Origin of the sequence: Arsenophonus endosymbiont of Crataerina pallida, assembly GCF_964020125.1 — a bacterium.
GTDB lineage: Bacteria > Pseudomonadota > Gammaproteobacteria > Enterobacterales > Enterobacteriaceae > Arsenophonus > Arsenophonus nilaparvatae.
In genome coordinates this window covers 1,186,673-1,209,830 of record NZ_OZ026540.1, presented here as the reverse complement: position 1 = coordinate 1,209,830, position 23,158 = coordinate 1,186,673, and the positions used below count along the sequence as shown (strand labels likewise).

At 47.6% G+C, this 23,158-nt stretch carries 33 protein-coding genes and 2 pseudogenes; 7 read left to right on the top strand and 28 right to left on the bottom strand.

Going from position 1 to position 23,158, the window contains the following annotated elements:
- The first annotated feature begins 581 nt into the window (after positions 1-581).
- Positions 582-1,085, top strand: a complete 504-nt coding sequence (locus tag AACL31_RS06225) for a hypothetical protein (protein ID WP_339053845.1) — start codon at positions 582-584, stop codon at positions 1,083-1,085.
- Here the strand turns inward: AACL31_RS06225 and AACL31_RS06220 are convergent.
- Positions 1,054-1,269 carry a hypothetical protein gene (locus AACL31_RS06220; RefSeq protein ID WP_310512679.1) on the bottom strand — a complete coding sequence of 72 codons (216 nt, stop codon included), beginning with the start codon at positions 1,267-1,269 and terminating at the stop codon, positions 1,054-1,056. The genes AACL31_RS06225 and AACL31_RS06220 overlap by 32 nt on opposite strands.
- A 415-nt stretch (positions 1,270-1,684) precedes the next feature.
- Between AACL31_RS06220 and AACL31_RS06215 the strand changes: the two genes are divergently transcribed.
- Both AACL31_RS06215 and AACL31_RS06210 read left to right on the top strand, forming a co-directional pair.
- Positions 1,685-1,873 (top strand): hypothetical protein, encoded by a 189-nt coding sequence (locus AACL31_RS06215; RefSeq protein ID WP_310512680.1) that lies wholly within the window; start codon positions 1,685-1,687, stop codon positions 1,871-1,873.
- 406 nt (positions 1,874-2,279) lie between these two features.
- Entirely contained in the window at positions 2,280-2,537 is a 258-nt protein-coding gene (locus AACL31_RS06210) for a hypothetical protein (protein ID WP_310512681.1), read from the top strand.
- Positions 2,538-3,040: 503 nt separating this feature from the next.
- Here AACL31_RS06210 and AACL31_RS06205 read toward each other — a convergent pair.
- The 7 genes and pseudogenes from AACL31_RS06205 to AACL31_RS06175 form a co-directional block, all read right to left on the bottom strand.
- Positions 3,041-3,205, bottom strand: a complete 165-nt coding sequence (locus AACL31_RS06205) for a phage tail protein (RefSeq protein ID WP_310512682.1) — start codon at positions 3,203-3,205, stop codon at positions 3,041-3,043.
- A 239-nt stretch (positions 3,206-3,444) separates the two neighbouring features.
- Positions 3,445-3,739: pseudogene (locus tag AACL31_RS06200) on the bottom strand (type II toxin-antitoxin system RelE family toxin).
- Positions 3,729-3,983, bottom strand: coding sequence for a type II toxin-antitoxin system RelB/DinJ family antitoxin (locus AACL31_RS06195; protein ID WP_032114857.1), 255 nt, complete (start codon positions 3,981-3,983; stop codon positions 3,729-3,731). Before AACL31_RS06195 ends, AACL31_RS06200 begins: the two are co-directional and overlap by 11 nt.
- A 177-nt stretch (positions 3,984-4,160) precedes the next feature.
- Positions 4,161-4,451, bottom strand: a complete 291-nt coding sequence (nadS, locus tag AACL31_RS06190) for a NadS family protein (protein WP_310512688.1) — start codon at positions 4,449-4,451, stop codon at positions 4,161-4,163.
- A 2-nt stretch (positions 4,452-4,453) separates the two neighbouring features.
- Positions 4,454-4,765 (bottom strand): type II toxin-antitoxin system RelE/ParE family toxin, encoded by a 312-nt coding sequence (locus AACL31_RS06185; protein WP_310512683.1) that lies wholly within the window; start codon positions 4,763-4,765, stop codon positions 4,454-4,456.
- Positions 4,766-4,894: 129 nt separating this feature from the next.
- Complete coding sequence (locus tag AACL31_RS06180) at positions 4,895-5,461, bottom strand: phage tail tape measure C-terminal domain-containing protein (protein WP_310512684.1); 567 nt, start codon at positions 5,459-5,461, stop codon at positions 4,895-4,897.
- 192 nt (positions 5,462-5,653) lie between these two features.
- Positions 5,654-6,256 carry a hypothetical protein gene (locus AACL31_RS06175; protein WP_339053844.1) on the bottom strand — a complete coding sequence of 201 codons (603 nt, stop codon included), beginning with the start codon at positions 6,254-6,256 and terminating at the stop codon, positions 5,654-5,656.
- A 330-nt stretch (positions 6,257-6,586) separates the two neighbouring features.
- Here AACL31_RS06175 and AACL31_RS06170 point away from each other — a divergent pair.
- Positions 6,587-6,723, top strand: a pseudogene (locus AACL31_RS06170) (ogr/Delta-like zinc finger family protein).
- 73 nt (positions 6,724-6,796) lie between these two features.
- Here AACL31_RS06170 and AACL31_RS20955 read toward each other — a convergent pair.
- The 3 genes from AACL31_RS20955 to AACL31_RS06160 all read right to left on the bottom strand — a co-directional run bounded on the left by AACL31_RS20955 (position 6,797) and on the right by AACL31_RS06160 (position 9,175).
- Positions 6,797-6,874 carry a hypothetical protein gene (locus AACL31_RS20955; RefSeq protein WP_422389282.1) on the bottom strand — a complete coding sequence of 26 codons (78 nt, stop codon included), beginning with the start codon at positions 6,872-6,874 and terminating at the stop codon, positions 6,797-6,799.
- A 199-nt stretch (positions 6,875-7,073) separates the two neighbouring features.
- On the bottom strand, positions 7,074-8,492 hold the full coding sequence (locus AACL31_RS06165; protein ID WP_310512686.1) for a S8 family serine peptidase: 1,419 nt from the start codon (positions 8,490-8,492) through the stop codon (positions 7,074-7,076).
- Positions 8,493-8,584: 92 nt separating this feature from the next.
- The gene (locus AACL31_RS06160) at positions 8,585-9,175 is read right to left on the bottom strand and encodes a recombinase family protein (RefSeq protein WP_310513658.1); all 591 of its coding nucleotides are present in this window, start codon (positions 9,173-9,175) and stop codon (positions 8,585-8,587) included.
- 89 nt (positions 9,176-9,264) lie between these two features.
- Between AACL31_RS06160 and AACL31_RS06155 the strand changes: the two genes are divergently transcribed.
- Both AACL31_RS06155 and AACL31_RS20950 read left to right on the top strand, forming a co-directional pair.
- Entirely contained in the window at positions 9,265-9,906 is a 642-nt protein-coding gene (locus AACL31_RS06155; protein ID WP_339053501.1) for a hypothetical protein, read from the top strand.
- Positions 9,906-10,007 carry a tail fiber assembly protein gene (locus AACL31_RS20950; protein WP_422389265.1) on the top strand — a complete coding sequence of 34 codons (102 nt, stop codon included), beginning with the start codon at positions 9,906-9,908 and terminating at the stop codon, positions 10,005-10,007. The genes AACL31_RS06155 and AACL31_RS20950 overlap by 1 nt, the downstream gene beginning before the upstream one ends.
- 15 nt (positions 10,008-10,022) lie before the next feature.
- Here AACL31_RS20950 and AACL31_RS06150 read toward each other — a convergent pair whose 3' ends face one another.
- The 9 genes from AACL31_RS06150 to AACL31_RS06110 form a co-directional block, all read right to left on the bottom strand.
- Positions 10,023-11,159 carry a phage tail protein gene (locus tag AACL31_RS06150; RefSeq protein ID WP_339053843.1) on the bottom strand — a complete coding sequence of 379 codons (1,137 nt, stop codon included), beginning with the start codon at positions 11,157-11,159 and terminating at the stop codon, positions 10,023-10,025.
- Between the two features lies 1 nt (position 11,160).
- Positions 11,161-11,748, bottom strand: coding sequence for a phage tail protein I (locus AACL31_RS06145; RefSeq protein WP_310513012.1), 588 nt, complete (start codon positions 11,746-11,748; stop codon positions 11,161-11,163).
- Entirely contained in the window at positions 11,741-12,844 is a 1,104-nt protein-coding gene (locus AACL31_RS06140) for a baseplate assembly protein (protein WP_310513011.1), read from the bottom strand. Before AACL31_RS06140 ends, AACL31_RS06145 begins: the two co-directional genes overlap by 8 nt.
- Positions 12,835-13,194: a GPW/gp25 family protein gene (locus AACL31_RS06135; protein ID WP_310513010.1), complete on the bottom strand. Its 360-nt coding sequence runs from the start codon at positions 13,192-13,194 to the stop codon at positions 12,835-12,837. The genes AACL31_RS06140 and AACL31_RS06135 overlap by 10 nt, the downstream gene beginning before the upstream one ends.
- A 62-nt stretch (positions 13,195-13,256) precedes the next feature.
- Positions 13,257-13,898, bottom strand: coding sequence for a phage baseplate assembly protein V (locus AACL31_RS06130; RefSeq protein ID WP_310513009.1), 642 nt, complete (start codon positions 13,896-13,898; stop codon positions 13,257-13,259).
- Entirely contained in the window at positions 13,895-15,082 is a 1,188-nt protein-coding gene (locus tag AACL31_RS06125; protein ID WP_310513008.1) for a phage late control D family protein, read from the bottom strand. The genes AACL31_RS06130 and AACL31_RS06125 overlap by 4 nt, the downstream gene beginning before the upstream one ends.
- Positions 15,070-15,297 (bottom strand): tail protein X, encoded by a 228-nt coding sequence (locus tag AACL31_RS06120; RefSeq protein WP_310513007.1) that lies wholly within the window; start codon positions 15,295-15,297, stop codon positions 15,070-15,072. The genes AACL31_RS06125 and AACL31_RS06120 overlap by 13 nt, the downstream gene beginning before the upstream one ends.
- Positions 15,297-16,133 (bottom strand): phage tail protein, encoded by an 837-nt coding sequence (locus tag AACL31_RS06115; protein ID WP_339053842.1) that lies wholly within the window; start codon positions 16,131-16,133, stop codon positions 15,297-15,299. The genes AACL31_RS06120 and AACL31_RS06115 overlap by 1 nt, the downstream gene beginning before the upstream one ends.
- Positions 16,133-18,622 (bottom strand): phage tail tape measure protein, encoded by a 2,490-nt coding sequence (locus tag AACL31_RS06110; protein ID WP_339053841.1) that lies wholly within the window; start codon positions 18,620-18,622, stop codon positions 16,133-16,135. Before AACL31_RS06110 ends, AACL31_RS06115 begins: the two co-directional genes overlap by 1 nt.
- Positions 18,623-18,660: 38 nt before the next feature.
- Between AACL31_RS06110 and AACL31_RS06105 the strand changes: the two genes are divergently transcribed.
- Positions 18,661-18,954: a hypothetical protein gene (locus AACL31_RS06105; RefSeq protein WP_310513134.1), complete on the top strand. Its 294-nt coding sequence runs from the start codon at positions 18,661-18,663 to the stop codon at positions 18,952-18,954.
- Between the two features lie 83 nt (positions 18,955-19,037).
- Here AACL31_RS06105 and AACL31_RS06095 read toward each other — a convergent pair whose 3' ends face one another.
- From AACL31_RS06095 to AACL31_RS06060, 8 genes are all read right to left on the bottom strand, one after another.
- Complete coding sequence (locus AACL31_RS06095) at positions 19,038-19,310, bottom strand: phage tail assembly protein (protein WP_339053840.1); 273 nt, start codon at positions 19,308-19,310, stop codon at positions 19,038-19,040.
- A 188-nt stretch (positions 19,311-19,498) separates the two neighbouring features.
- The gene (locus AACL31_RS06090) at positions 19,499-20,023 is read right to left on the bottom strand and encodes a phage major tail tube protein (RefSeq protein ID WP_310513450.1); all 525 of its coding nucleotides are present in this window, start codon (positions 20,021-20,023) and stop codon (positions 19,499-19,501) included.
- Complete coding sequence (locus AACL31_RS06085; protein ID WP_339053495.1) at positions 20,013-20,162, bottom strand: hypothetical protein; 150 nt, start codon at positions 20,160-20,162, stop codon at positions 20,013-20,015. Before AACL31_RS06085 ends, AACL31_RS06090 begins: the two co-directional genes overlap by 11 nt.
- Positions 20,159-21,592, bottom strand: coding sequence for a phage tail sheath subtilisin-like domain-containing protein (locus AACL31_RS06080; protein ID WP_310513449.1), 1,434 nt, complete (start codon positions 21,590-21,592; stop codon positions 20,159-20,161). The genes AACL31_RS06085 and AACL31_RS06080 overlap by 4 nt, the downstream gene beginning before the upstream one ends.
- Positions 21,589-21,879, bottom strand: a complete 291-nt coding sequence (locus AACL31_RS06075; protein ID WP_310513448.1) for a hypothetical protein — start codon at positions 21,877-21,879, stop codon at positions 21,589-21,591. Before AACL31_RS06075 ends, AACL31_RS06080 begins: the two co-directional genes overlap by 4 nt.
- Positions 21,880-21,881: 2 nt before the next feature.
- Entirely contained in the window at positions 21,882-22,343 is a 462-nt protein-coding gene (locus tag AACL31_RS06070; RefSeq protein WP_310513447.1) for a Gp37 family protein, read from the bottom strand.
- A complete protein-coding gene (locus AACL31_RS06065; RefSeq protein ID WP_310513446.1) occupies positions 22,343-22,804 on the bottom strand; it encodes a DUF1320 domain-containing protein in 462 nt (153 codons plus the stop codon). Before AACL31_RS06065 ends, AACL31_RS06070 begins: the two co-directional genes overlap by 1 nt.
- Positions 22,804-23,157, bottom strand: a complete 354-nt coding sequence (locus tag AACL31_RS06060; RefSeq protein ID WP_339053839.1) for a capsid cement protein — start codon at positions 23,155-23,157, stop codon at positions 22,804-22,806. The genes AACL31_RS06065 and AACL31_RS06060 overlap by 1 nt, the downstream gene beginning before the upstream one ends.
- Between the last annotated feature and the right edge of the window lies 1 nt (position 23,158).

The window sequence follows — 23,158 nt, the reverse complement described above, 5'->3', positions numbered from 1 at the left end:
GTATAATAAATACTTATATAAATAACTGATAGCTACAGATTAAATCTAGAATTACAAAGCTTATTTTATAGAATAGTAAAAGGACTGTTATCACAACTTTAAAATGTCATTTCTTAACTTTGGTTTTATTTCTTCTGTATCACAAATAAAATAGCATTACTAGCCTACAATTTGTAGGGGTATACAAATCTTTATTTAGTCCTAATAATATTTATTTCTCATACAATAAACATGAAGAGATTAACATCTTACTCTTAATTATGAACAAAAAAGGTTATTATTGGAATTTTCATATATTAATTAGATTGTTATCTAAAACTTACTTTTTTTTATCTTTAACTTACTTACCATAAATAAATATAAAATAGAACTAGGGATTTTCCCTAATGTACAAACTTTTCTCCATGAATAACAATAACGTACATAAATACACAACTTTTTATGTTAGAAGCTGTATTGTTAGGAGCTATTACGACGAGAAACAAGTGCAATTTTTCTGTTTTTTTGTGATATTTATATAAAACATTGACGTTTTGATAGTGTTAACTTTAGTTTTTTTAATTAATCAGAGACTTATTTTCATGGGTGAAAATTTAACAATAGCATGGTGGAATACCAGTATGTCTCCTGCTAGTAGAAGGGACAGAATGGACGAGGATCAAAGAAAAATAGCATTATTAATTATTGTCAAATTAATAGATAAATATAAATTAGATATTTTGTGCTTAGGTGAAGTTTCACCTAATGATATTGGTCTGTTAGAGAAGATATTAGAATCACAACCTTATGCTATTTATAATTGTACTCATACAAATGGTAGAATTAAACACGATCTCTGCATCATCTATAACAAACAAAAAATGTGTCATATCGAATCTATAGAGATTACTAACTCTATACCACATATGGGATTCATTAGAGCTGGTCACAAATTACATTTTTATCATTCAAATTCAGAACAAAACCTTTTTATTTATGTATTACATTGGCCAAGCCATATGCATTTCGGAGATCCAAGCAAAAGATATGAATTAGGAAGAGCTTTGCATCAATCTATTGAGGATTGTAAAAAAGAACAAAATTAATATGAATAAACATTGCTTTAATAAACAATTCATTGGCATTATTAACTTTATTAATTGCCCCTTTTGTTTTTTCTTGTTTTTCAAATATCTTTATTGCCACAAAATATCCTATAAATGCAGATAAAAAAGGCGTAATTATAGGCATAACAATTTGTTTTATTATTGAACCAAGCATATTAAGCATAAAACTTCACTTTTTAATTTACTCATCTAACACCAAATGGTTCAGACTATATAATTAGCTTATTATAATTAGGTTACTGTAAAACGATTTTGGTGATCGCTATCACATCAAAATTTTTAAATTCAAAATTAATTAACACCGCCGCAATCAAAATAATAATATGTAATAATTATTTATCTTTTTCTTAGCAGTTTCACTCAATCACAAAACTACGTTTCTAACTATTTATTTTTAAGAATACTTTTGTTTGATATCTATCAAATGTTTTTTTAACAGCAACTGTGTGAAAAATTATATAAAAAATTAAAAAAAATCTATTTTTGATATTTTGTTACATTTACATTAATGCTGTTGAATTGTTAATGATATGTATAAATACTAATGATGATCTTTATTTACTTCTAGAGGAAGAATTATGAAATTATTATTCAAAACATTCACCATTGTGTCGCTTTTGGGATTTAGTCACTTCTCATTAGCTATAGACAACCCAACTAAGAGTCAGTTCACGTTGCTTTGTGGCACTGATCAATTTGGGAGAGATGTTTGTCTAAATCAAAATGGACAGTTTGTTCCAGTTCCAGAATCAATGCCAAAATTATAATAAGAAGTAGAAAATAAAAGAAACCAAATTTTATACCTCTTCTTAATCTGAAGAGGTTATTCTCAAAACCACTTCTATCTTTACTGCATTTAGATAATTACTTGTTTTGTTGCTTATAAACCTCACTCATCCTCTCCCTCAATCCCAGGTACTGCGCCTCTAAGGTTTCGAGCTGACGTCTGAGACGGAGATAATTTCGCCGAGCGTCAGACGCCAATTGAGCGAGTATTCCGTCATCCATATTGATATCTACTGATGACAATTAAATTCAATTGGTGTGAAGGCTTATATAAAAAATTAAAAAAAGTCCATTTATAACGTTTTATTTCATTTACAAAAATATCATTTACTTGTTAATAACAACGATTGATATTGTTACTGTCTTTATTTATTGAAAGGATAAATTATGAAATCATTATTTACAATTCTTATTGCAACTTTCTTTATAGGGTTTTGTTCAATATCTATTGCTAATGAAACCACCGCAGAACGCTATGTACAGTTTTATAAAGAGCAATTAGCTGCAGGGAATCCCAATTGGTGGGAAGAAAGCGGCAAAAAATGTCTTCAAGTAGATACAGATAAAATACTATGTATGCCAACAACGCCTCATCAAAGATCTGAAAAAATCCTACAAATGCCACTGGACTCCTATAATAATTAATGCACTAAAAAATAAATTAATAACCTCTTCAAACTAAAAAAGAGGTTAATTACAAATCTACTACCGTTTTATTGAACATCTTCCCAATTACCACTTATTAACTTAAATATCTTTTTGATAATAGTTGCAATTATTTTTATAATCATCTATCAGTGCATATTCCTTTTCTCTATATCTATTTTTAAGAAAACTAATGTTTGATATCTATTAAATGTTTTTTAACAGCAACTATGTGAAAAATTATATAAAAAAATTAAAAAAATTCTATTTGTGGCATTTTTTTGTATTTACATTAATGTTGTTGAGTTGTTAATGATAAGTATGAATACTAATAATAATTATTATTTACTGCCGGAGGATCAATTATGAAGTCATTATTAAAAATAATGACTATTGTGTCTTTTTTGGAAATTATTTCTCCTTATGCTTTCGCACAACAATCAATACCGACAGAACCTTGTGGTTAGATATGCATCCAAAGCAATTAGGAGATCAATGTTGCTTTAATGATGATATAAGAATGGCCATGATTGTGTTTCGGAATTAATGCCGTCAGCAGCAACCTGACTGTAACCATCACCAAATTCAACTTTCTTGATCCGATGTATAAATTCTCCCGCCGGTTGGTGTTGAATTTGTGTTTGCCATTTGAATTCTTCAATCGCCATATCAGTACCTGTAAAAGAAAAACCCGCACGAGGCGGGTTTTAAAAAAATTATTTAATTTTAAACAACGGTTTATTTTTTTGAATGACTCCTAGACCTTCTATCGGTGATTTTTATCGCGAGCCATGCCAATTTTTTGTTCGTCTGAAAAATAGTTAGTCTCTAAAAGCATTACTTTAAAATATAAAAAGCCAATAAAAAAACTATCCAGATAGAAACGATTAAATGACAACACCACAGCTCATCGCGTTATACGACCAGTAGCTGATTTATAAGCTGTTGATTTTTCGCGTTTAGCGATTGCTATCACCCATATCACAATTTCTTCGTCTATCACCTGGTAGACCAGACGGTAGCCCGATGAACGGAGTTTTATTTTGAAACATCCCGCTAATTCACCATGTAATCGGGCTGATTCGATATAGGGATTATCTTGTAACTTCTCTTAACTTCTTTTTAAACTGCTCGCGAATATTTATATCCAACTTTTGCCATTCTTTTAGCGCACGCTCATCGAATTCTATACTAAATTTCATCAAGATTTACCCGAACTCGTTTAGCTGGGTGCTTTAGACGTTCACGTACTACATCCAAAATGTCCTTATCTTCATCTTGCTCTGCGATCAATACCGATACTTCTGTGAACGGCAGTTTTTCATTTTCTACCACATAGCGTAAAAAAAGCCTCATCGCATCAGAAGGGGAAAGATTCATTTTATCAAATGCACGGTAGGCATTTTTTTTCAGCTCTTCATCCACTCTTATTTGAATTGTGCTCATAATATCACCATAATGTAATGACGCTTGTATTACAATTGTACATTATTATATCTGTGGCGCAATGATTTTTAAAAAAAATGTCCGTCAAACTGCAATCAAAAGAGATATAAAATAAGTTGTTGTTATAATTAAAGTAAGAACTTATTTATCGCCAGGTGATGGCCTTTACAACCATCCCTACATAGATAAAGCTTTTAAAACGTGGACTGGATCTTTCTCTATCGCTCTCAATAACGCTTTGGCCGGGCCAGTTGGGTCGCGCCTGCCCTGTTCCCAGTTACGAAGTGTGCCAACATTTACCGATATCAATTTAGCAAAACCAGCCTGGCTCAAGCCTGTTGCCTGACGAATTCGTTTTACTTTTACTGCTTCAACCATCGTTTCACGAGAAGGCGCACGTTCACCACTGATGATTTCATTCATCTGTTCCATGCTTTCTGTTAGCCTGGAAAATAGTTTTTTATCCATTGTTACCACCCCTCATTTAGTGTTCTCAGTACTTTTTTTTCTGATTCACTCAGGTCATCTTTCATGCCCTTTTTATAAATCAGCAGCAGCCTGATATGCGATATATCAACCTTGTGATAATAAATCACCCGGACACCACCGCGTTTTCCTTTACCACTTGACGCCCATCTGACTTTACGTAATCCACCGGTACGTTGAATAACATCACCAGCATTAGGGTTGTCTGCAAGATATTGTTGAAACTCACGATATTCATCATCTGTTAATAGCTCTTTACAATCTTCAGTAAAAATAACCGTCTCAATGAATATCATATTATCTACGCCATTGGTGTATAGTAGAGAACATGTTATACGCCTTTAAATTATAAGTCAATGGCGTATATAGGTAAACAAAGGGAAAAATAAGCCCCAATTGGGGCTGAACATTTTAGTTTGCTAATACTACCTGCCATTAACCGCTTTGATAATCTTATGTAAATCACCGCCATCGCGGCTTTCAGCCACTAATACAGACTTGATTTTCCGCGTCAATGATTGTTCTGCTAAACGCATATCCATATTGGTGTGACCAGATTGTTGCGGTTGACTATCGAGATGAATACCACCCAAATTGACATTCACACCCCCTGCAACCGGCTGCATGCCGTACATCGGGGTTGCTGCAGGGCCAACATAACCACCGGTCGCATAACCTTTTTTTGTGTTATTCATTAAGCGATAGAGATTAGCTACGCCAAGGCGGCTAGTAGATTCCTTGGTAAATACAAATTCACCTTTGTGAACATAACCACCAATATCGTATTTATTACCATCGCCAGTATAGCCACCAGATGCATGCCCCTTAAGACCTAAAAAACTGCCAAAACCAGTTCCACCAAAGGCTGATTCCATCGCTTTTAAAATTGCCATTTGGGTCATCATTTTGACAATCATTTCAAGTACCGATTTGGTAAAATCAGCGAAGTTGGCTTTGCCGGTCAGCAGGAAATCAGACAGGGTTTGACTCATTCCCTCAAAAGCAAAAACGATAATTTTTAGTATGTTAATATTTAATTTTCTTCCAATCGATGACCGTAAGCCTTTCCAGACTTACTGTATCAGTTACTTACCAGATTTTTTTGAGCTATGGAAGATGTAATAACTCAAATTCGATTCAACAGTTTTTATACCATATCTATCAGCACTAAGTTGCTACAATCTTTATGGCTTGTAGGTATTTTCAATAATATGTTCAAGTGCCCAACTATATCTCATTTCTGAACTATTATTTATTGAATATTTGATAGCATTATTTCCACTGTTATACTCTTCATATCGGTTAGAAAAGTCTATTGGATAAAATGTGTTGCTTTCTATGTCATATAGAATATTTTTAAAATTTAAATCATCATGCATTATGCCCTTATCACCTAAATCGCAGATCATATGCCGAAAGCGCTCCTGCGCAGTGGGTGGAAATATGTTGTCATTAATGCTACTAAGTGGTACCCCTGGTATTTTATACATTCTAATGTAAAATGTACCCTTACTTTCTAATAAGGCCGCAGAGCCTTCTCCATAATATTTATTAAAACAGTTCACTTCTTCTCTAGCGAAAGATTCTATGTAATGGATATCATCAGCATATAATTTCTTTAATATAAAATTTTTATTATTAGCATCTCGATATATTTTCCCCTCAATTCCCTCTCCAATTAGCTTTCCTAGTTTAATATTTTTATTTTCTATATCGTTTTTTTCCGATAATGCAGCAGATACACTGAACTTATTGTGATGAAAAACACTTAATACTTTATTGAACATATATTCACCATAAATATGGTTATTTTTTTATTATTCAGAATACTATTAAATGTTTCTCTTTAGTTAAATAAAATTTGCAAACAAAGCATTTAAAATGTGAACTAAATCTTATGAGGATAAAATTTTTATTAAAATAGCATCAAGTTCATTATTTTCCTCTCGCGAGATAAGAGGTAACTCTAATTGTTCCATCCCAACTAACCTCTATGACTTGTGTTTTTACAAAACAAAATCTTAAACACTAAAAACCCATGCGTACGTAATCACTTTCCCAAAAGTATAAATAGCTCAAAAGCGGTTATATTGGGAAAATTATAATCTCACCGATACATCATCACCAACGAAACCAAAGAAAACTATAATCAATGCCAAAATGTCAATTGCAGCACCACATTTGTTAGTCATGAAACGTGGCGAGGTATATTATTAAACCGCAGTTAATTAATGTAGTAATACCTAATGGGTAGCTAATCTGTAAGCAATATCATGATACTCATAATAAAAGAGCCATATCTTTATGGCTCTTTTAAGTACTATAGCTTAATTATTCCAACAGTCAGGGCTACTACTTTTATAAAAAACAATTTCAGTATTCGCTCCAAACTTATCTTTTATTATCTGTTCTACTCTATTGCAATATCCTTGAGCATCACCATAAACAGATACTGCTACCTTTTTTGGTAGTGATAATTGCTATAAAAAACGATTAAACTGATACTTAGTCAGAATAGTTGAATTAAGTTAAGACAAAAGCAAATCAGCCACTATAAATAAAAGTGGCTGATTAACCAATATGTAGGATTAGCCCTAACTTAAACTACAGAATCTCTCTCCAGAATTCTGAATTATCGCTAGGCTCCCAGCCGCGATTGTTATTTATTGCGACCCATTTTTTATTTTTCCAGCTAACTTTGGCGCCTTTCCTATAGTGTCCATTCCGCTCCCAGAGTGGAAATTCATTGAACACCATAAAATTATGATTGATACTGTCACTATTACCAAATGCATCGGTAACAGTTAGAGTGATAGGATATATTTTCTCTTTAAAGACTTCCGGTGTAATAAAATGCAGTGTCGATTGATTTTGAATCTCTGCGGTAATGCCATCAGGAAGTTGCCAGGCGTAAGCAAGAATATTTGCTACTTTTGATGTTGACTTTTCAGCAGATAACATAACTTGGGCACCACCTTTAGCCGATAATGGCCCTTCAATGATTGCGACAACTTCTAGCAGACGGCGACGCATTTCAGTAATAGCACTACGAACATTAGGTAATGGGCCAATATGTTCATTTCCTTCAGAGACGTTAATATTTTGCGGTGTTCCTGTTTCAATTAAGAGCGCACGCATTTCATGTGGCGTAAGAACTCTACCAGTTTGTTGTTTATACCAAGATTGAATGGCTACCGCTGCTGAAGCGACAATAAGTGTTGCACTAGAAGTTCCATTAAATCCATTTGTATAATTATTGTTTGGCCCTCCATTATATAAGCCATCGTATCCTGTTGTGACAACATTACCACCCCATCCCTGAACATGCACCATACTACCATAGGTGCTAAAGTTTGCTTTTTTTAGTAATTCATCGCCTGCACCAACACGAATTACACCACGATCAGGGCGATTTCGATATTCATAATAGATATCCTGGTCTAAATTTTCACTACCATTCCCAGCAGCTCCAATAACAATAATACCAGCATTAAGAGCTTCTTGCGTGACATCCCAAACAGCGTAATCAAAGTCAGCAGGTACATATTTACCGGTTATACCGCCTGTTTGCATCTCGTAAACAAAAATATCACCCGCCCTTAAGGCTCTCAACCCTAGAGATATACCTGCGGCGCGGCCATAACTTATCTCAGAAATACCATAAAATGACTCAGCGTCATGAACCATTCCTTTTACACCAAAGTTAATATCCTTAGCGTACATCACTCCGGCAACAGCGGTACCATGCTCATTATTCAGGGGATTTGTTGTAGGAACATAGTCAACGAAGTTATGTCTTTTTAGATTAATATGATCAAAATTAAATCCCCATTCTATATCTGCAATACTTATCCCTTGACCAGCTATACCTAGAGACCAGGCATATTCCATATCAATACCAATATGAGTAGAGGTAACACCACTTTTATATTCCTGAAGATGAGTAAAATTTGGTGTATTGTGAACTGTCTTATCAATAAGAGGTTCTTTATTATTAACCTGAGGATTGTATGGTAATTCCATGGGTGCTTGATGCGCCGCGCGATATTTGAAGCCAAAACGTGCGATAAATGGTGGGTTACTTTTGTTTCCATCAGTGCAACGAAATTACACTGTTATTTTTCATCAGAGTCATTTTGGCCTGTTCGAGCATTCTGGTTAACTGGACAATATTTGTAGATGCTGGCCAATGACACCCCATACAGTAATGCCAGCTGTGTTCTACTATGGCCTGACTCAAGTAATTTTTTAGCCTGCTCTTGCTGCGCGGAAGATAATGAGCAAGGTCTACCCCCGATACGTCCTCTGCTTCTTGCTGCGGCTAAACCCGCTTTAGTACGCTCAACAATCAGTTCCCGCTCCATCTGTGCCAACGCACTCATCACATGGAAGAAAAAACGGCCCGCGGACGTAGAGGTATCAATGGCATCCGTCAAGCTATGAAAATGGATGCCTTCATCTTCCAGTTTGGATATTAAAGTAATCAAATGTTTAATGCTTCGACCCAGCCTGTCGAGCTTCCAGACCACCAGAGTATCCCCCGATTTCAGGCAGTTTAACGCGCGTTTTAATCCGGGTCTCTGGTCTGTTTTTCCACTGATTTTATCCTCAAAAATCTGTTCACAATTTGCACAAATCAAGGATTTTTGCTGTAAATCGGTGTTTTGGTCATTTTTTGACACCCTCATATAGCCAATTTTTGCCATTTTTAACCTTTTCTCGACCTCGGTAAGCCTTGTAATCGCTGGTTTAGGTCAAAATTTTAGCTAAACTCTCGATGTTATAAAACCTTGGTTTGTTAGAACCTCGCTTTTCTACCTTTTTTAACGGTGGTGTGTTTGCCGTTCCAGAAGGCATTACGACCGTTTATGTTTCAGGCTGTGGAGCAGGGGGCGGTGGTGGCGGTGGACTTGGCTATCTGAATGGTTATACCTCTGGCGGAGGCGGCGGTGGTGCGGGAAAAGCTGTTATACGTGAAGCTGTGAAAGTAACACCAGGTGAACAGATAACCATTACGATAGGTCGTGGTGGCAAAGGCGGTGCAGGAGGAGCGTCGAATAATTCAGGAATAAAAGGCGAAAACGGTGGCCTGACGGCGCTAGGCGATTTACTCATGTTACCCGGAGGTGATGGCGGGCCACCTGGTATAGGAGGAACAAATGGCTACGGTGGTGCCGGTTATCCCTATGGCGAGACGGCTATTGGCGGCAACCTGAATGGCATGAGCACTTTTTATATGGTAGCGGCTAGCGGCGCATCCTGCGCTTTTGGTGGGGGTGGCCCAGGTGGCCATGTCGGGTCACAAGGAGCGCACCATGCCCGACCAGCTTACGGCTATGGTGCTGGAGGGGGTGGTGGCGGTGGAACACGCATCTCTGGCACGGCTGGCGGTAACGGTGGCGATGGTGCCAATGGTTGGTTAACGATTGAGTGGTAATGAAAAAATACCGCGTGCTGCTAAACCGTGTCGATATCAGCAAAACTCTGGATCAGTTTTCGGTGATCGTTGACATGTGGCCTGAAGTACCAAAAAAGTAGTGTGATAATCTGGGGTTAGTAACAAACCAACTCCCAGGTTCTGGGCGCTTTAATCCCTGTTCTTGTATAATCAGCACTGATAATTAACGATTTTCCGACTATTTCGACATAGGTGCCTAGATTGCCCTCGGAAGCAATGCCTTTGTATTTCACCGTCGCTACTGCGGATAAAATAGCATGAGGAACCGGACAAGATAACGACACGGTATAAATTTGTCCTGCATTGAGTGGCGGTGTGATACCCCATTGTTTGATAAGGCCGGTGTCACCACATTTCCACCATCCATTCGTAGCGAGGTGAGCTGTATTTTTTGCTCCTCGATTGTTAATCTGCATATTAAGCCAGCTACTTAACGCACCGCCCCAAATAGGGCCAGTTATATCACCATTTTCTTGATAAACCGCGGTTCTGCCGCCCCATGAGACAACTAAATTGCTATGGGTATTGATAGTGCCATCAACTTCAGCATTCCTTAACCAATGGAGGCTGGTATTACTCCAGTCTCCAACTTTCGCATTATTAGCATAAAAAGCCACGTTGCCATCGCCATTAGCCCGTAATCCTGAATCGTTATCGCCGATATGCACGGATTGTGTCACATGCAGATTGCCATTGACGCTACCACCAGTCCGTTTATTCAGTGCATTTTTTGCACAATCTACTGTTTCTGTTAAACCAAGGTTTTTAATAAATTGATTTTTGTCCGGGATGTCAGCGCCATTTTCATTTTTTGCCAGTTTCTGGCTCAACAGTTGCGTCACGCTTTCGGCAAATTTCGGGTTATTGCTGATGGCCTGCGCCAGCTTGTTGAGCGTATCTAAATCGGATGGCGCATTGTCAACAATGGCATTGACCCGAGCATTGACCAGTTTAGGCGTCGCGGCGGTAGTCTCATCCTGACTGTAGGTGGCATTACTCAGCTGCACAAACCCTTTCGCTGCCAATGTGGCGTCTGGATGGTTGCGCGAATTGGCATGGGCCTCCAGGGCCGCCTGTGTGCCTTCCAGCTGCTGCTTTAGCCAGGCGGTGCGATTGGCCAATTCCCTGGGTGGTCGGTTGGTGATGCCTTCCGGGCCACCCAATACCGGGTCTGAGGTCTCTATCTGGTAAATGCCGTCTTCCCATGTCGGGGATTCTTTTAAGTAACTCATTTTAGCTGCTCCCATGATTATAAACTCCGTCATACTGGGCGGTGTGGTTATAGCGTAACGGGACGGCGGTGTAATCAAGCGCCGCCAGTTCACAACGTGCCGGGGCAAACGCCGCCAGCGTCTGGCGTAACAGCGCCGCCTGGTCATTGGTAATAATCTGTTCCAATACCACCCGGTAAAGCGCCCAGCGGCATTCCGCGGGCCAGGCACGGGTCAGAGTTTCCCCCAATGCCGCTTCCCCTTCGCTCAGTTCGACCTCCCCAAAGCCCAGGCGGCGAATGACTTCACGTACCGCCCAGGGGGTGCCTTTATAGCGATGCAGTTCAATGGCGTTTTTCAGCATCGCCCGGCGGGCATCATCGGACTCCGCCAGATGCCAGCCATTATCGCCGGTCAGCGACAGTTGCTCAGCCAGCCAGGGCAAGGCGCTGGTTTCGGTCATATCCATCAGGTAAACCAGCAGGGGCGTCAGGTCGAGTTGCTGCAATCGGCCCGCCAATATCGCCAGCCACTGAAAGCGGCTATCGTCGGCTAATGGCGGGGGCAGCAAGCTCTCGCGGGTGGGGGTATCGGATGTGATATCAGTCATTGACCACCCCGGCTAACGTTAGGTCGATGTTTTCACACCAGGGCCATTCGTTTTCTTTCACCACCTGCAGAGCCGGTTGTTTTAGCTCGACGCTGTAAACCCCGTTGGCCGAGAGGGTGGCCTGTATCTGGCTGGGCACGATATCACATCCCAGTTGTGCGGCCTGCTTGTCAACATAACGCTGGGCGGCCTGCTTCACGGCGGCCATGACCTCGGCGCTATCGTAGCCAGCATAAACGCGGATAGCCGCTTCAATCCGGTAAGTCACCTTAACCGGCGAAGCCACCTTGACGGTATCGGTCAGCGGGCGCACCTTGTCGTCAGAACAGGCTCCATTAACCAGCGCCAGCAAGGTGTCGGATGGTAGGCCGCTTTTGACCAGTGGATAAAGCGCTACCGTACCCGGTACCGGGCGCATCACCGCCACATCGCGGATATCCTGATGGGCGCTCATGGCATGAAAGCGGTACGCCTCGCGCGAACCGGCGTTACTAAATGACGCGGGGGCCAGCCGGATACGCTCACGCAGATGCGCATCCTCTTCCGGATCAGCGCCACCGGTACTGGGTTCGGTATTGGTCACGCTCAGGTCTGCATCGTTGATGCCGTCAAGCAAGGTACTGATTTGCGCCGGTTGCCAGCCGTTGCCAAGTGTGCCGCGCTCGGTACAGGTGGCCGTCACGCTGACGGTAGTGTCGCTCAGGGTGGCCGCCTCATCGGTGGCAAAAACAATACTGTCGCGGGCGCTGACGCGCGTGCCCGCCGGAATGACCAGCGGCGTGTCGGGGGATTCTTCGAGCTGAAAACGCAGTCGGGTACGCGCTGCCGCAGCCGACAAGCGGTATACACCGACCAGTTCACCCAGGTAGTCCAGCATCGGGGCGCGGGCAAAGGCCACCAGATTCTGCTCGGCGGTATCCTGGATCGCCATGCGTACCAGTGCCTCACGGTAAGCCATCAGGTTAATCAGCAGCCGTTCATCCTGCGCCGGATAGAGCGTCTTGCCGCTGACTTTTTCATACCAGGCTATCATTTCAGCGGTCAGCGCCACCGCATCGGTGTTGACAAATACCGGTTTCTTGTCCGTTAACGCCATGCGACCTCCGTCATCTGTGGCGTGCCGTCAGTTATCGGCTGCCAGCGTACCCGCAACCATAGATGTTCGGCGTCGACCCGCGGTTTCACCTCAAGGAGTTGTATTCGTGGCTCCCAGCGCCGCAGCGCATCGACCGTCTCTCTGACGACATGGGGGATAGCTTGCTCGGTAGGCATATCCAGATAGCGGTACAGGTTGCTGCCAAAATCGGGTCGATGCAGGTCTGCGCCACAAGGCGTACCCAGAATAATACGCATGGACTGCTCAATATCGGCCAACCCGGAAACGCGTTCGCCGGGACGGTTCAGCGCGGGCTGCCAGTAAACGGACGTTGCATAATCATTTTTCATACCGGCAGCATGACACAGGCGGGCAACAGAGGGTATTAAAGCGCATTAAAGCCTGCAAGCGCTTATATCGGCTTGCCGGTTGGCCTGCCCTCATGACCGTTACTGTGCTGATGGTTCTCCAGCGACACGTTCCCGGCCCGGATATCACCGCTGGCCTTGATATCGCCGTTAATGGTGGCTGCCACACCCTTGCCACCCGAGCCGCTCATACCGCCCAGGTAAGTGAGTTGCTTCTGCACCGTCAGGTTACCGGTCGTAAGGGTATCAGGTGCATCGAGTATGAGCTGTTGACTCGCTTTCACCGTCGCATTTTGCGTCTGAATAAGCACATTAGCCTGAGTGATCAACGTTAGGGTCTGGAGGGTGCCGCCGACGGCCATCGTATGGGTTTTGCGGTCATACTCGACAAAGGTGCCATCGGCAAAATCGACCCGGCGTTTGTCGCGTGACGCAATCGCCGGTCGGTCGACCTGTGAATAGACCGCGCCGAGCACCACACCATCATCGCCATAGGGGTCAAGTAACAGTTTGACCTGCTCGCCAATATCCGGCAGCCAGTAATCCTTGTTGTTCTGCGTGTTACGCTGCAACACCTCAAGCCAGGCGGTACGCAGATTATCCAGCTCCGGCAGGCGAACGCGTACCCGCACTGTTTTCTCATCCACCGCACTCACCGTGCCCGTGGTAAATTTGATACCGCTCATCGGGTTTTCTCCTGTGCAACGGGGGTTTCTGTTGTCACCACGCCAATACTGCCGTCGGCTTTTTTGCCGATGACCATCAGCGTCTGTGGATTGCTGGCCTTGCCTTTTTTATGCGCATTGGCAATCGGCCCCTGACCTAACTCCAGTTCGCAGGTATAGCCGCTTTGCCGGTTAAGGTCATGCCGCACCGAGGTGACGAGCCAGACTCCGGACAAGCGACCGAAGTCCGCCAGTTGCACCGTGATACCGGCTTTTAGCCGGGTCTGACCCGGCAGGCTGAGATTTGCTGTGCGCTGGTATTCATTGTGGCGGTTAAGTCCGGCGCACAGTTTACTGACCGCTTCATCGCGGGTGCGTGCCCGGTTTTGCATGTGCAGCGTATCGGCACTGGTGGTTCGGCTTCCCTTGGCAGGGACGGTTTCCTCTGCCACCGTGCCGATGCTGCCATCGGCCAGCACCCCGACGGTGACCAGTTTTTTGGTGCGGGTGTCCTGATATTTAACCTTGCCTTGCTGATAAATGCGATTCAGTGTATCGCGCAGGGTAAAGCGACTCACCGCTGATGGCGTCAGCGTCAACAGCGGCGTGGCTTCGCGCAATGTCGCGCGATGGGAAAACACCAGCGCCTTATCGGTCACCTTGACAATATAGCCATACTCACGCCCCAGTCGGGTGATAAACGCCAGATCGGTTTCGTTATACTGCGTCACCCGGTCGAGCGTCAAAGGCGCAAGGGACCCTTCCAGCCGCAGATGATGTTTTTTGGCTATCCGGCTGGCGATTGCCCGCAGCGTGGTGGCTTCAAAAGCCCGGTTACTGCGGGTACGCAACGCGCGGGTCACCGGAGCCGATAGCCCCCGTAACCGTACGCTGTCCGGCGGGCTGGAAAATTCCAGCTCATCCAGCGAGAACGTCCCGCACGCCAGCAGCGGTTGACCGGCCAGACCTATCGCCAGCGTCAGGCTATCGCCTTTACCTGGATACCAAGCCTCACGCCAGCGACCGTCACTGTCTTCCAGCTCAACGTCAATTTCATCGGCTTCCCCGGCCAGCCGGTCGGTAAAGCTCACCGACAACACATAAGGCGTCACTTCCCGCGAGATATCTTTCTGGTCGTAATGCAGGGTAAAGGTAGGCGTATCTACCGGGGTTATCGTGTCGGACAGGGGAGTTAGCGCAGCCACGGTGGTATGTTCTCCTCGGTGTCATCTGCCGCGATGATAGGGATAAGCAGCTGTACGCCTGCCGGGAGCGACGCAGTAATGGCTACCTGCGGGTTAGCCATAATGATGCGCCCATAGCCGAACGGATCGCCATAATAGTGATGCGCCAGGGTGTCCCAGCGTTCGCCTTGGCGGGTGGTATGGATAATGACGTCAGGGGTTTCGGTAGCCATCATTATCCCCTCCTGCTAATAATACGGCTGGCCAGGCGACTGAGCGGTGCGGACTGATGCTGGTACACCGTCACGGCATTACCAACCAGACCGGCGACGGTATCGAGCGCACCGGGCAGCTGTTGACTCTCGCCCGGCGCAAGGCCGCGCAGGGTAGCCTGGGCATGGTCTATCATCGTGGCCGCCTCACCGCTCGCCCGCAGGAGCGGGATGGCGTCGGGTAAGGTGCCGGTTAACTGGCGTAGCCAGGGGTGCGATTGTGCCAGCGGCGCGGCCACATCGCCCAGGCTGGTTAATACGCCGGGTACGCGGGTCAGCGCCGCCACCGGATTACTTTTCATCTGTCGTGCGACCCGGATGACACTGGAGGCGGTCTGTAGCGCCGCGGGCAAGGCCGCCTGCCGGGTCTGATTCAGGTTTGGCAACCCACCTTTGACGGCAGGGGGTCTGAGCGGCTTTTGCGGGTCGCCGGTATATTCGCGCAGCGTCACCTCAACCGACAGCGCCTGGGCACTGCCCTGCGCGCTGCAAAGCTGGGTACTGAGCGACAGGTCGGTGATCACAAACCAGCCCTTGTAATCGCCGTTACCCAGCACAAAGGCCAGCGCCTGATGGGCACGGCTCGCCGCCTGCAGCCGTTGCCACTCACGCGCCGGGTCACAATAACGCTGATGAAGCACCAGGGTCAGATGGTATTCATCCAGTTTTGCCCCGGTAAACTGTAAGCCCGGCTTGTGGCCAATGCGTGCCTGCTCGGCAAAGTCATTGCCAAAGGTGCCGTCCAAAGCATCAAAGCTGGTACCCAGCTGAAAAGGGATATCCCCCAATACGGCAAACATTATTCCAGCCTCCTGCGCTGCTGTTGTTGCAGTACGCGCGCCAGCATCTGCTCCAGTTCGCGCGCACCCAGACTCAACGCCTGCTGTACCGCCGAACCAGGGGTTTGCGACCGGCCATCAAGCGCGATGTTGGGACTAAAATGCACCACGATACCCCCCTGGCCTGCCATGCCATGACCCGCCCCGTTCGGCACCGAGGGGATGGGTGCGGGTCGCCAGCCAGGCAGACCCGGCAATGCCAGTCCTGCACCAGCCTGCAACAACGCCGCCAGCCAGTCGGTAGTGGCACTGCGGGTTTTCGGGGTGGTGCGTCGGATACCGATAGCGGCACCTTCAACGATATTGTCCCCAAAACCCATAAAGACCCGCGAAGGGCTATTAATGCCCAGCGTCTCGCTAAACCAGCTTTTGATACTGCCACCAAACTCGGTGATACTCTCTCTCGCCGCCGTCAGCTTGCTGCGAATACCACTGACCAGCCCCTCAATCAGGTTGCGACCGAAATCGGTAAAATTGGCAGGTAACTCAATATTGAAATAGCGCATGACGCCCGCGAACGCCTTATAGAACAGCCCCACCGGCGACCAGTTGATAATCAGCGCCGCGACACCCCCGATACCGCCGGAAAACGCCTGTTTAATATCCGCCCAGCGGGCTTTGAACCAGGCGCTGATAGGCCCCCAGTAGCGGTAAATCAGGAAAGCCCCCACAGCAATGCCAGTAATCAGCAGCCCAATGGGGGTCAGCATCAGTGCCCGACCGATAAACAGCACGGCACGTCCCGCTATCATCAGACCACGCACCAGTCCACCGCCAAGCACCTTGCCCAGACGCAACGCGCCACGTGAGAGTCGGCCCATAAAGCCGGTCAGGCGGCGAAGGCTACCGCCCTGGCTAAAGGCGGCAGACATCAGTAACCAGCCGCTGCGAACTGTCTGAAAGCCCTTCAAAAGCGAGACAAATGGGGTAGCGACCAAGTTTAACACCATTCGCACACCAAATAGTCCGATTTTAAAGGCCAGCAATCCCCCAACCACACCGGCAATGCTTTGCACAAGTTGAGGGTTAGCCTGAACCCAGCTGTTGATCTGCGTTATCAAGGGCACAACCGTATCGACAAATCCGACGACTTGCGGTGTGAGCTGCTCCCCGATACTGATCCCCAGATCACTGCTGGCGATCATCAATTGCTTCATTTTCTCAATCGGCGATGCCAGTCGCTTGGAATAGTCCTCCGCCTGCACGTCGGTGTTGGCGGTGCTCAAGGATTCAGCACGGATAGTGCGGTACTTCTCCATATTGGCCAGCATCGGACGGACAAAAGCCATCACCTGCATATCGGCGAACAGCTCACCCAGCCCAAAATTTTGCTGAAGTGCCAATAACGCCTTATCGCGAGCCTTATCGTCTTGCAGTGCCATCGCCGATTTAAATTGTGCCAGGGCTTGCGGACTTTTTCGCGCCAGATAGGTTTGCAGGGTATTCATCATCCCTTCAATCGGTGAAATGCCATACGCTTTTTGCTGCATTAACGACTTTTCAATATCGATATGCACATCGGCAAAGCGTTTTCTTGTTTCTGGGGCATACAGTTTTTCGAGAAAATTATTAAAATTGTTCGCTGCTTTATCTGAACTGCCCGCCCCAATTTTTGCCACCTGTAAGGCGGCCACCATCTCCGCAACGGCCTCCTTACCCTGCGCTACACTCGCCATTTGTGGGGCTAGCTCGGGTAACCACTTCACCTGATCAGCAATTTCAAACGATCCTGCTTTACCCCCATAGGTCATGATGTTCTGTACGGCAGCAAAATCTTTGGCTGCGATGCCTAATGATTGTTTGGTGGTAAAAGCGGCTTGCGCCCACAGTTCTGCTGGGGTTTTTGTGGCCGTCGCCGCGCGGGCAATACTTGGCAGGTAGGCGCGCAGATCATCCAAATCATCAATATTATTGCCAATCAGTGAACTGCTTGCCGCCTGTAAATCGTCCTGAGTCTGGTTGTACTTCAGGCTCCAGACGCGAATATCTTTTCCCAGCGCGTCACGGGTTTTCGTGTTAAAGCCCGCCGTGATCGCCATGTCGATCATGTTGTCCTGGAAAGTCATGAACTGTTTTACTGACGGTTGAACGGCACCATAGGCAGCGCGCGCCATGCCATAAGTTTCCAGTCCCTGACCGTAAATTTTCAGGCGATTATCACGTAAGGCAGTCGAAGTGGCAGTAACACGCGTCAGGCGAGCCTGCTGCCTTTCCAGCCGGGACAGGGTATGGCCAACCCGGATCAGTTCACCGTTCAGGCGACGGGCAGCATCGCCGCCAATGTCGCCATATCGACTTACCGCGCGTGTCAACGATGCCTGACGCTGCTGGAGTTGACTGGTCGCTGAACTGAGCCGTTCCAGCGCGCGCTGCGAATTTCCCATGACAGCCCGAAACGTGCCGTGCAAGGCAGCGGAAACGACAATGCCAATTGAAAAACTACTTGCCATAATGGTAAACTCACTAATAATCAATGAGGAGAGCAACCATGGAAACACGTCTTAATATCTTTAACGTGCTGATCGGTATGGTGGTCACTGTATGTTATTGCTATGGCCTGTACTGGGTAATAGAACCTATGGTGGCCAAAAGCGAATCCTGGATAACCATTTTTATGATGTCCGGCATTGCTACAGCCGTAATTAGCCTGGCTTTAGCCCTTCTTGCGTTCTGTTTTGGTCCCTTTATCGCACTGGCTTTTTTCGCCACTGAAGGTTTTTTTCGCTTTCTTTTTTGGACTATTCGCCGTATTCGCGCTTTATCTGTTCGCCCGCTTCCTTAAGGTAGCCCTCAAATTCTTCTACCGCTAGCCGCTCAATTTCACTGGGCTGCCAGCGAAACCACCTTGCCAGTAACGCCTCCGCCTTACGCAGTTGTCCCGGATACTGTATCCAGCCCCGCAAAGTCGCGAAATCGGCCATGCAATGCCTGGTAATCCGCCAGATCCATTTTGTCCAAATCTTCCGGCAACAACCCGGTCATGCTGGCAACCAGCAATTCATCCAAATCAGACGGATCCTGACTTTGCTTGCGTACCTGTTTCATGTCGCGCACGGTCAAACGCCGCACGGTGACCTGGGTCAGCGTCTCGCCGTTGGCGAGCTGATAGGGAAAACGCAGGGGGTAAGTGTCGTGCATAATAAGCTCCTGGATTGAGAGGATGATCTTGACCCTGACAGTCTGTCTTTTGGTGCGGTCAGGGTCTTTTAAACACCATTAAAAAGTGTGGATCACTATTCAACCGTTGGTACGTGCTAAAAGTGGATCACTTTTCGACCGTCGTTGACAATAGCGGCGTGATAACACCGCTGAAAAGGGATCACCCGCTAACCACCAATATTGGCCCGGTAGTCTGCCAGCATATCCACCCCGCCGACGCGAAAAATATTCGCCATGTAGTCCAGCTCCAGTAATTCTTCGCCATCCAGCACCTGCTTGATATAGGTGCAGGTAAAGGCGCTGCTTAAATCCGGATCCTCATGCTGCTTGAAGGTGCCCAGCGGGTTCTTTTTGAACATCACCGTCATATAGGTCACCATCGGCACTTCATTGAACCGACCCTGGCTGGCAAACTGCTGAACACTGCAACGGCACTGCAGCTGGTAGGTGCTAAACGGGTTGGCGACCAGCCGGGCGACATCGGCGTAGAAACTGTTCCACTTGATTTCCCCCTCCAGTTTGTCAAAACCGTAGGGCAACTCTATCTTGCCCACCAGACCGAGCGCCTTGCGCTCCTGCATAATGGCCTGTATCTCCGGGCACTTCACCTCTTCGGCCCTGCCCAGCAGATTATTGCCATTAACGTAAATATTGGCATTGCTAATGGCGTTAAGCTGAATTTTACCGGTCATACGCATTCTCCTCGATAACATTAATGCCGCTGACAGCACAGGGCCGCGCATCGCCGCTGTTTTCTTTTATTAGACGCCCGCTTATCACCGCCACACAGTGGCGCTGACGTAATACCGGGCGTCCACCTCTCCTTATCATGACGCGCTTCCTTTCAGGTTAGCCAGAAACTCGGCGGTGATCTCGGTTTCATAGGTCAGCCGCTCCATCGGAGGGGGCGGGGTATAGGCGTAATTCAGCAGCAGATGCCCGGCAGACAGCGCTTCTTGCGTGTTACGTGCCTTGTCATACCAACAGCGAAAGCCAAGCAATGCCCCATCGCCTATCAGCTTGCGCCCGTAGGCATTGACCGACTCGCACAGGGCATCAATCAATGCCTGATCGATGGGCCTGTCCATATACTGCAGACTGAAAAAGCGCAGCGCCTCGTCGAGCATATCGCCGGTGCGCCGCACGTTTTCAAAGTTCTTCATATGGGTGACGGTCGGAAACGCAGCCGTACGGTTGCCCCATAGGCGCAGACCGGTACCAAAACCGTTAAATACCGTGGTGATGCCGTTTTCATTAAGCTGGTTAACTTCACTTTGGGCATCACCAAGTTTCGCCGACAGCGCCCGCTCCATACCCACAATCCCGGCAATCTCCTGATTGGAGGACGACCACCAGAACCCTTTTTCCAGGTCGACTTTCGCCCGCAATCCCGCCGCGCGTTGCGAGAGCGGCTCCAGGCGATTTTTGTTGCTGGCCTTGTCATAGACCAGGGCATGCGGATAGCACAGGCGCACCCGCTCGGAGGCGGTGTTGAAGTTGATGGTACCCGCCGACCCGCGACCGGCGATAGCCTGCGCAAAGGTGGTGCCAATCGGCGCATCCACATAGGCGATAGCCTTGAGCTTGTCGGCATAGGCCGCCAGCTCCGCCGTGACCGAGGTCTGGGTACAATAGACCGGTGCAATCAAAATTTTGGCGTCATAGCCCAGCAGATTATAAACATCGTCGAGCACCTTGATGCCGCTCCGTCGTCCGGCGGTATCGATACTGCCCAGAATATCTGCCGGCGTGACCTGACCGGTATCCAGATGATCGTAGCTGGCGATACAGGCTTCGCCTGCCGGGATAGCGCCTTTGGCTTGCCGCGTTAGCGTCCCGCTTATCGGCTCAAGCTGATAATCCGTCTCTCGCCGATACGTGGTTTTGCTGTCGGCGCTTTTCAATACCAGATGGCTGACATAGCCATAGCGCAGTCCGGCACGTTGATGCTGTACATCAAATTTCAGGTCATTTTCATCCACGTGCTGGGTGTGCCGTGTTGGATCCAGTACGTTGATAACCACCACCGTACCGGCTCCATGATCGTAAATCGCCCGCAGCGCCTGCGGTATGGTAAAACCGTCGATTTCCGGGCCAAACTGGGCCGCGTCCTTTTCTGACAGGCATTGTATCGGTTTATTCACCGGGCCGGTCGGGGCGGTGCCTATCAGTCCTATCACCGATGATTTAGAGCCTCGTACCGGACGGGGGCCGCGCTCGACCTCAATGGTCTCCGGGCCGTGTACATAGGGATCGCTCATGCTTTTTCTCCTTCCGTGCGCGGGTTGTCTGTTTTACGCTCTCCCGCCTTCGCTGTCGGCGAGGGGGTGGCGGCAGGCCGGGATGTCACCGGACGCGCCGCCGGTTCAATGTAGACTGGTTGCGCATCCAGGCGCGTCAGATAGCCGAGACACACCAGTGTCTGGGTGTACTCATGATCTTCCGGCATTTTCACTTCCCGCCCTGGCCAGAGCAGGACTTCCTGCAGCACCTCGCCGGTACGCAGGGTGACGCCACTGGGTGGGCCGTCATAACGAAACAGGGCCATCTTTATTGCTCCTCACGGGTTATATGGGTTAATGGGGGATTGTCTTCGGGGCTGTCGTTCTGGATAAAGACCGTCACGGTCTCAACAGTGAGCGCGTACTGCCACAGCCCCTCGGTCTGCCCCAAAAAGACCTCCTCGACCAGCCAGATATCACGCTGGCAGTCGGGTGGACGCCAGCCGCCCAGACACTGGCGCACCTGGTCAAGTACCGCCACCGCGCCGTCTTTGCCGTTAAGCTGTCTCACTACCACCGTGGCGGTCAGTCTGACGGTCTGCGGCTGAATAACTACCCCGATATCCTGCGTCTGGCCAAAGCGGGATTTGCCGTAGCTGACCAGCACCGCCCCGTGCGGATGGTTCAGGCGAAACTGCTCAGGCCGTTCGGGGAAAAAATCCACATGCAGCCCTGGCAGCTGAAGGCGCAAGCGTTCAACCACCGCACTCAGTAGGGTAAGGGTATCCATCAGTAGCGCTCCAACAGGCCATCACGGCCACCGAACTGCCGTTCCCGGCTGCGGACACGGTATTCCCCCGGCTCGGGCATATCCTTCTGTGTCGCCTGAATGCCCAGCGTCAGCTTGCCGTCGCGCAATGCCACCAGGGTTTTCTCGGTGGCGCGGTAGCTTTCCTTCACCGCGTCCGGCAGGTCACCTTCAGGGCGGCGGCGATAGAGGGCATGGCACACCAGATTCAGCGCCAAATCCTTAAGGACAGTGGGTACCTGCGTCAGCGGCAGGGTATAGCGCCCGCGCAGATGCGCATCAATCAGCTCGACCGCATACCGGATAGCCTCACTGACCACGGCCTCATTAACCACTTCCGGTAGCGCCTGGCAAATCGCCATGCTCACCCCATCCTGCGTCAGCTCAATCAGCGTCTGGCGGGGAATCACCGCCGCCACATCATCGGGTGTGCAGTAATCCATCAGATACCTCGCACCATGCGGATAAGCTGGCCTTCGGCAGTGACGCTATCGAGCGCGACCCCCACCGTAGAAACGGGCAACGCCCCCTTATCCAGTGGACTTTCAGGGATAACACGCCCCTCGGTATCGGCTTTCACATATTCACCGGCACTGACTGCGCCCCCGGCTTCCACCGCCATAATGCCTATCACGTTAACCGGGACGGCATCGCCGGTTTTACCGTCTACCGCCGCCACGCCCAGCTCTGCGCCGCTGCCTTTAAACACCTTGCCGGAGATACCGACCAGTCGGTGCTGGATTAACGCCTCGGCGGCAATCATTGTGGTGGTCAGCACCACCTGTTGGGTCACCATG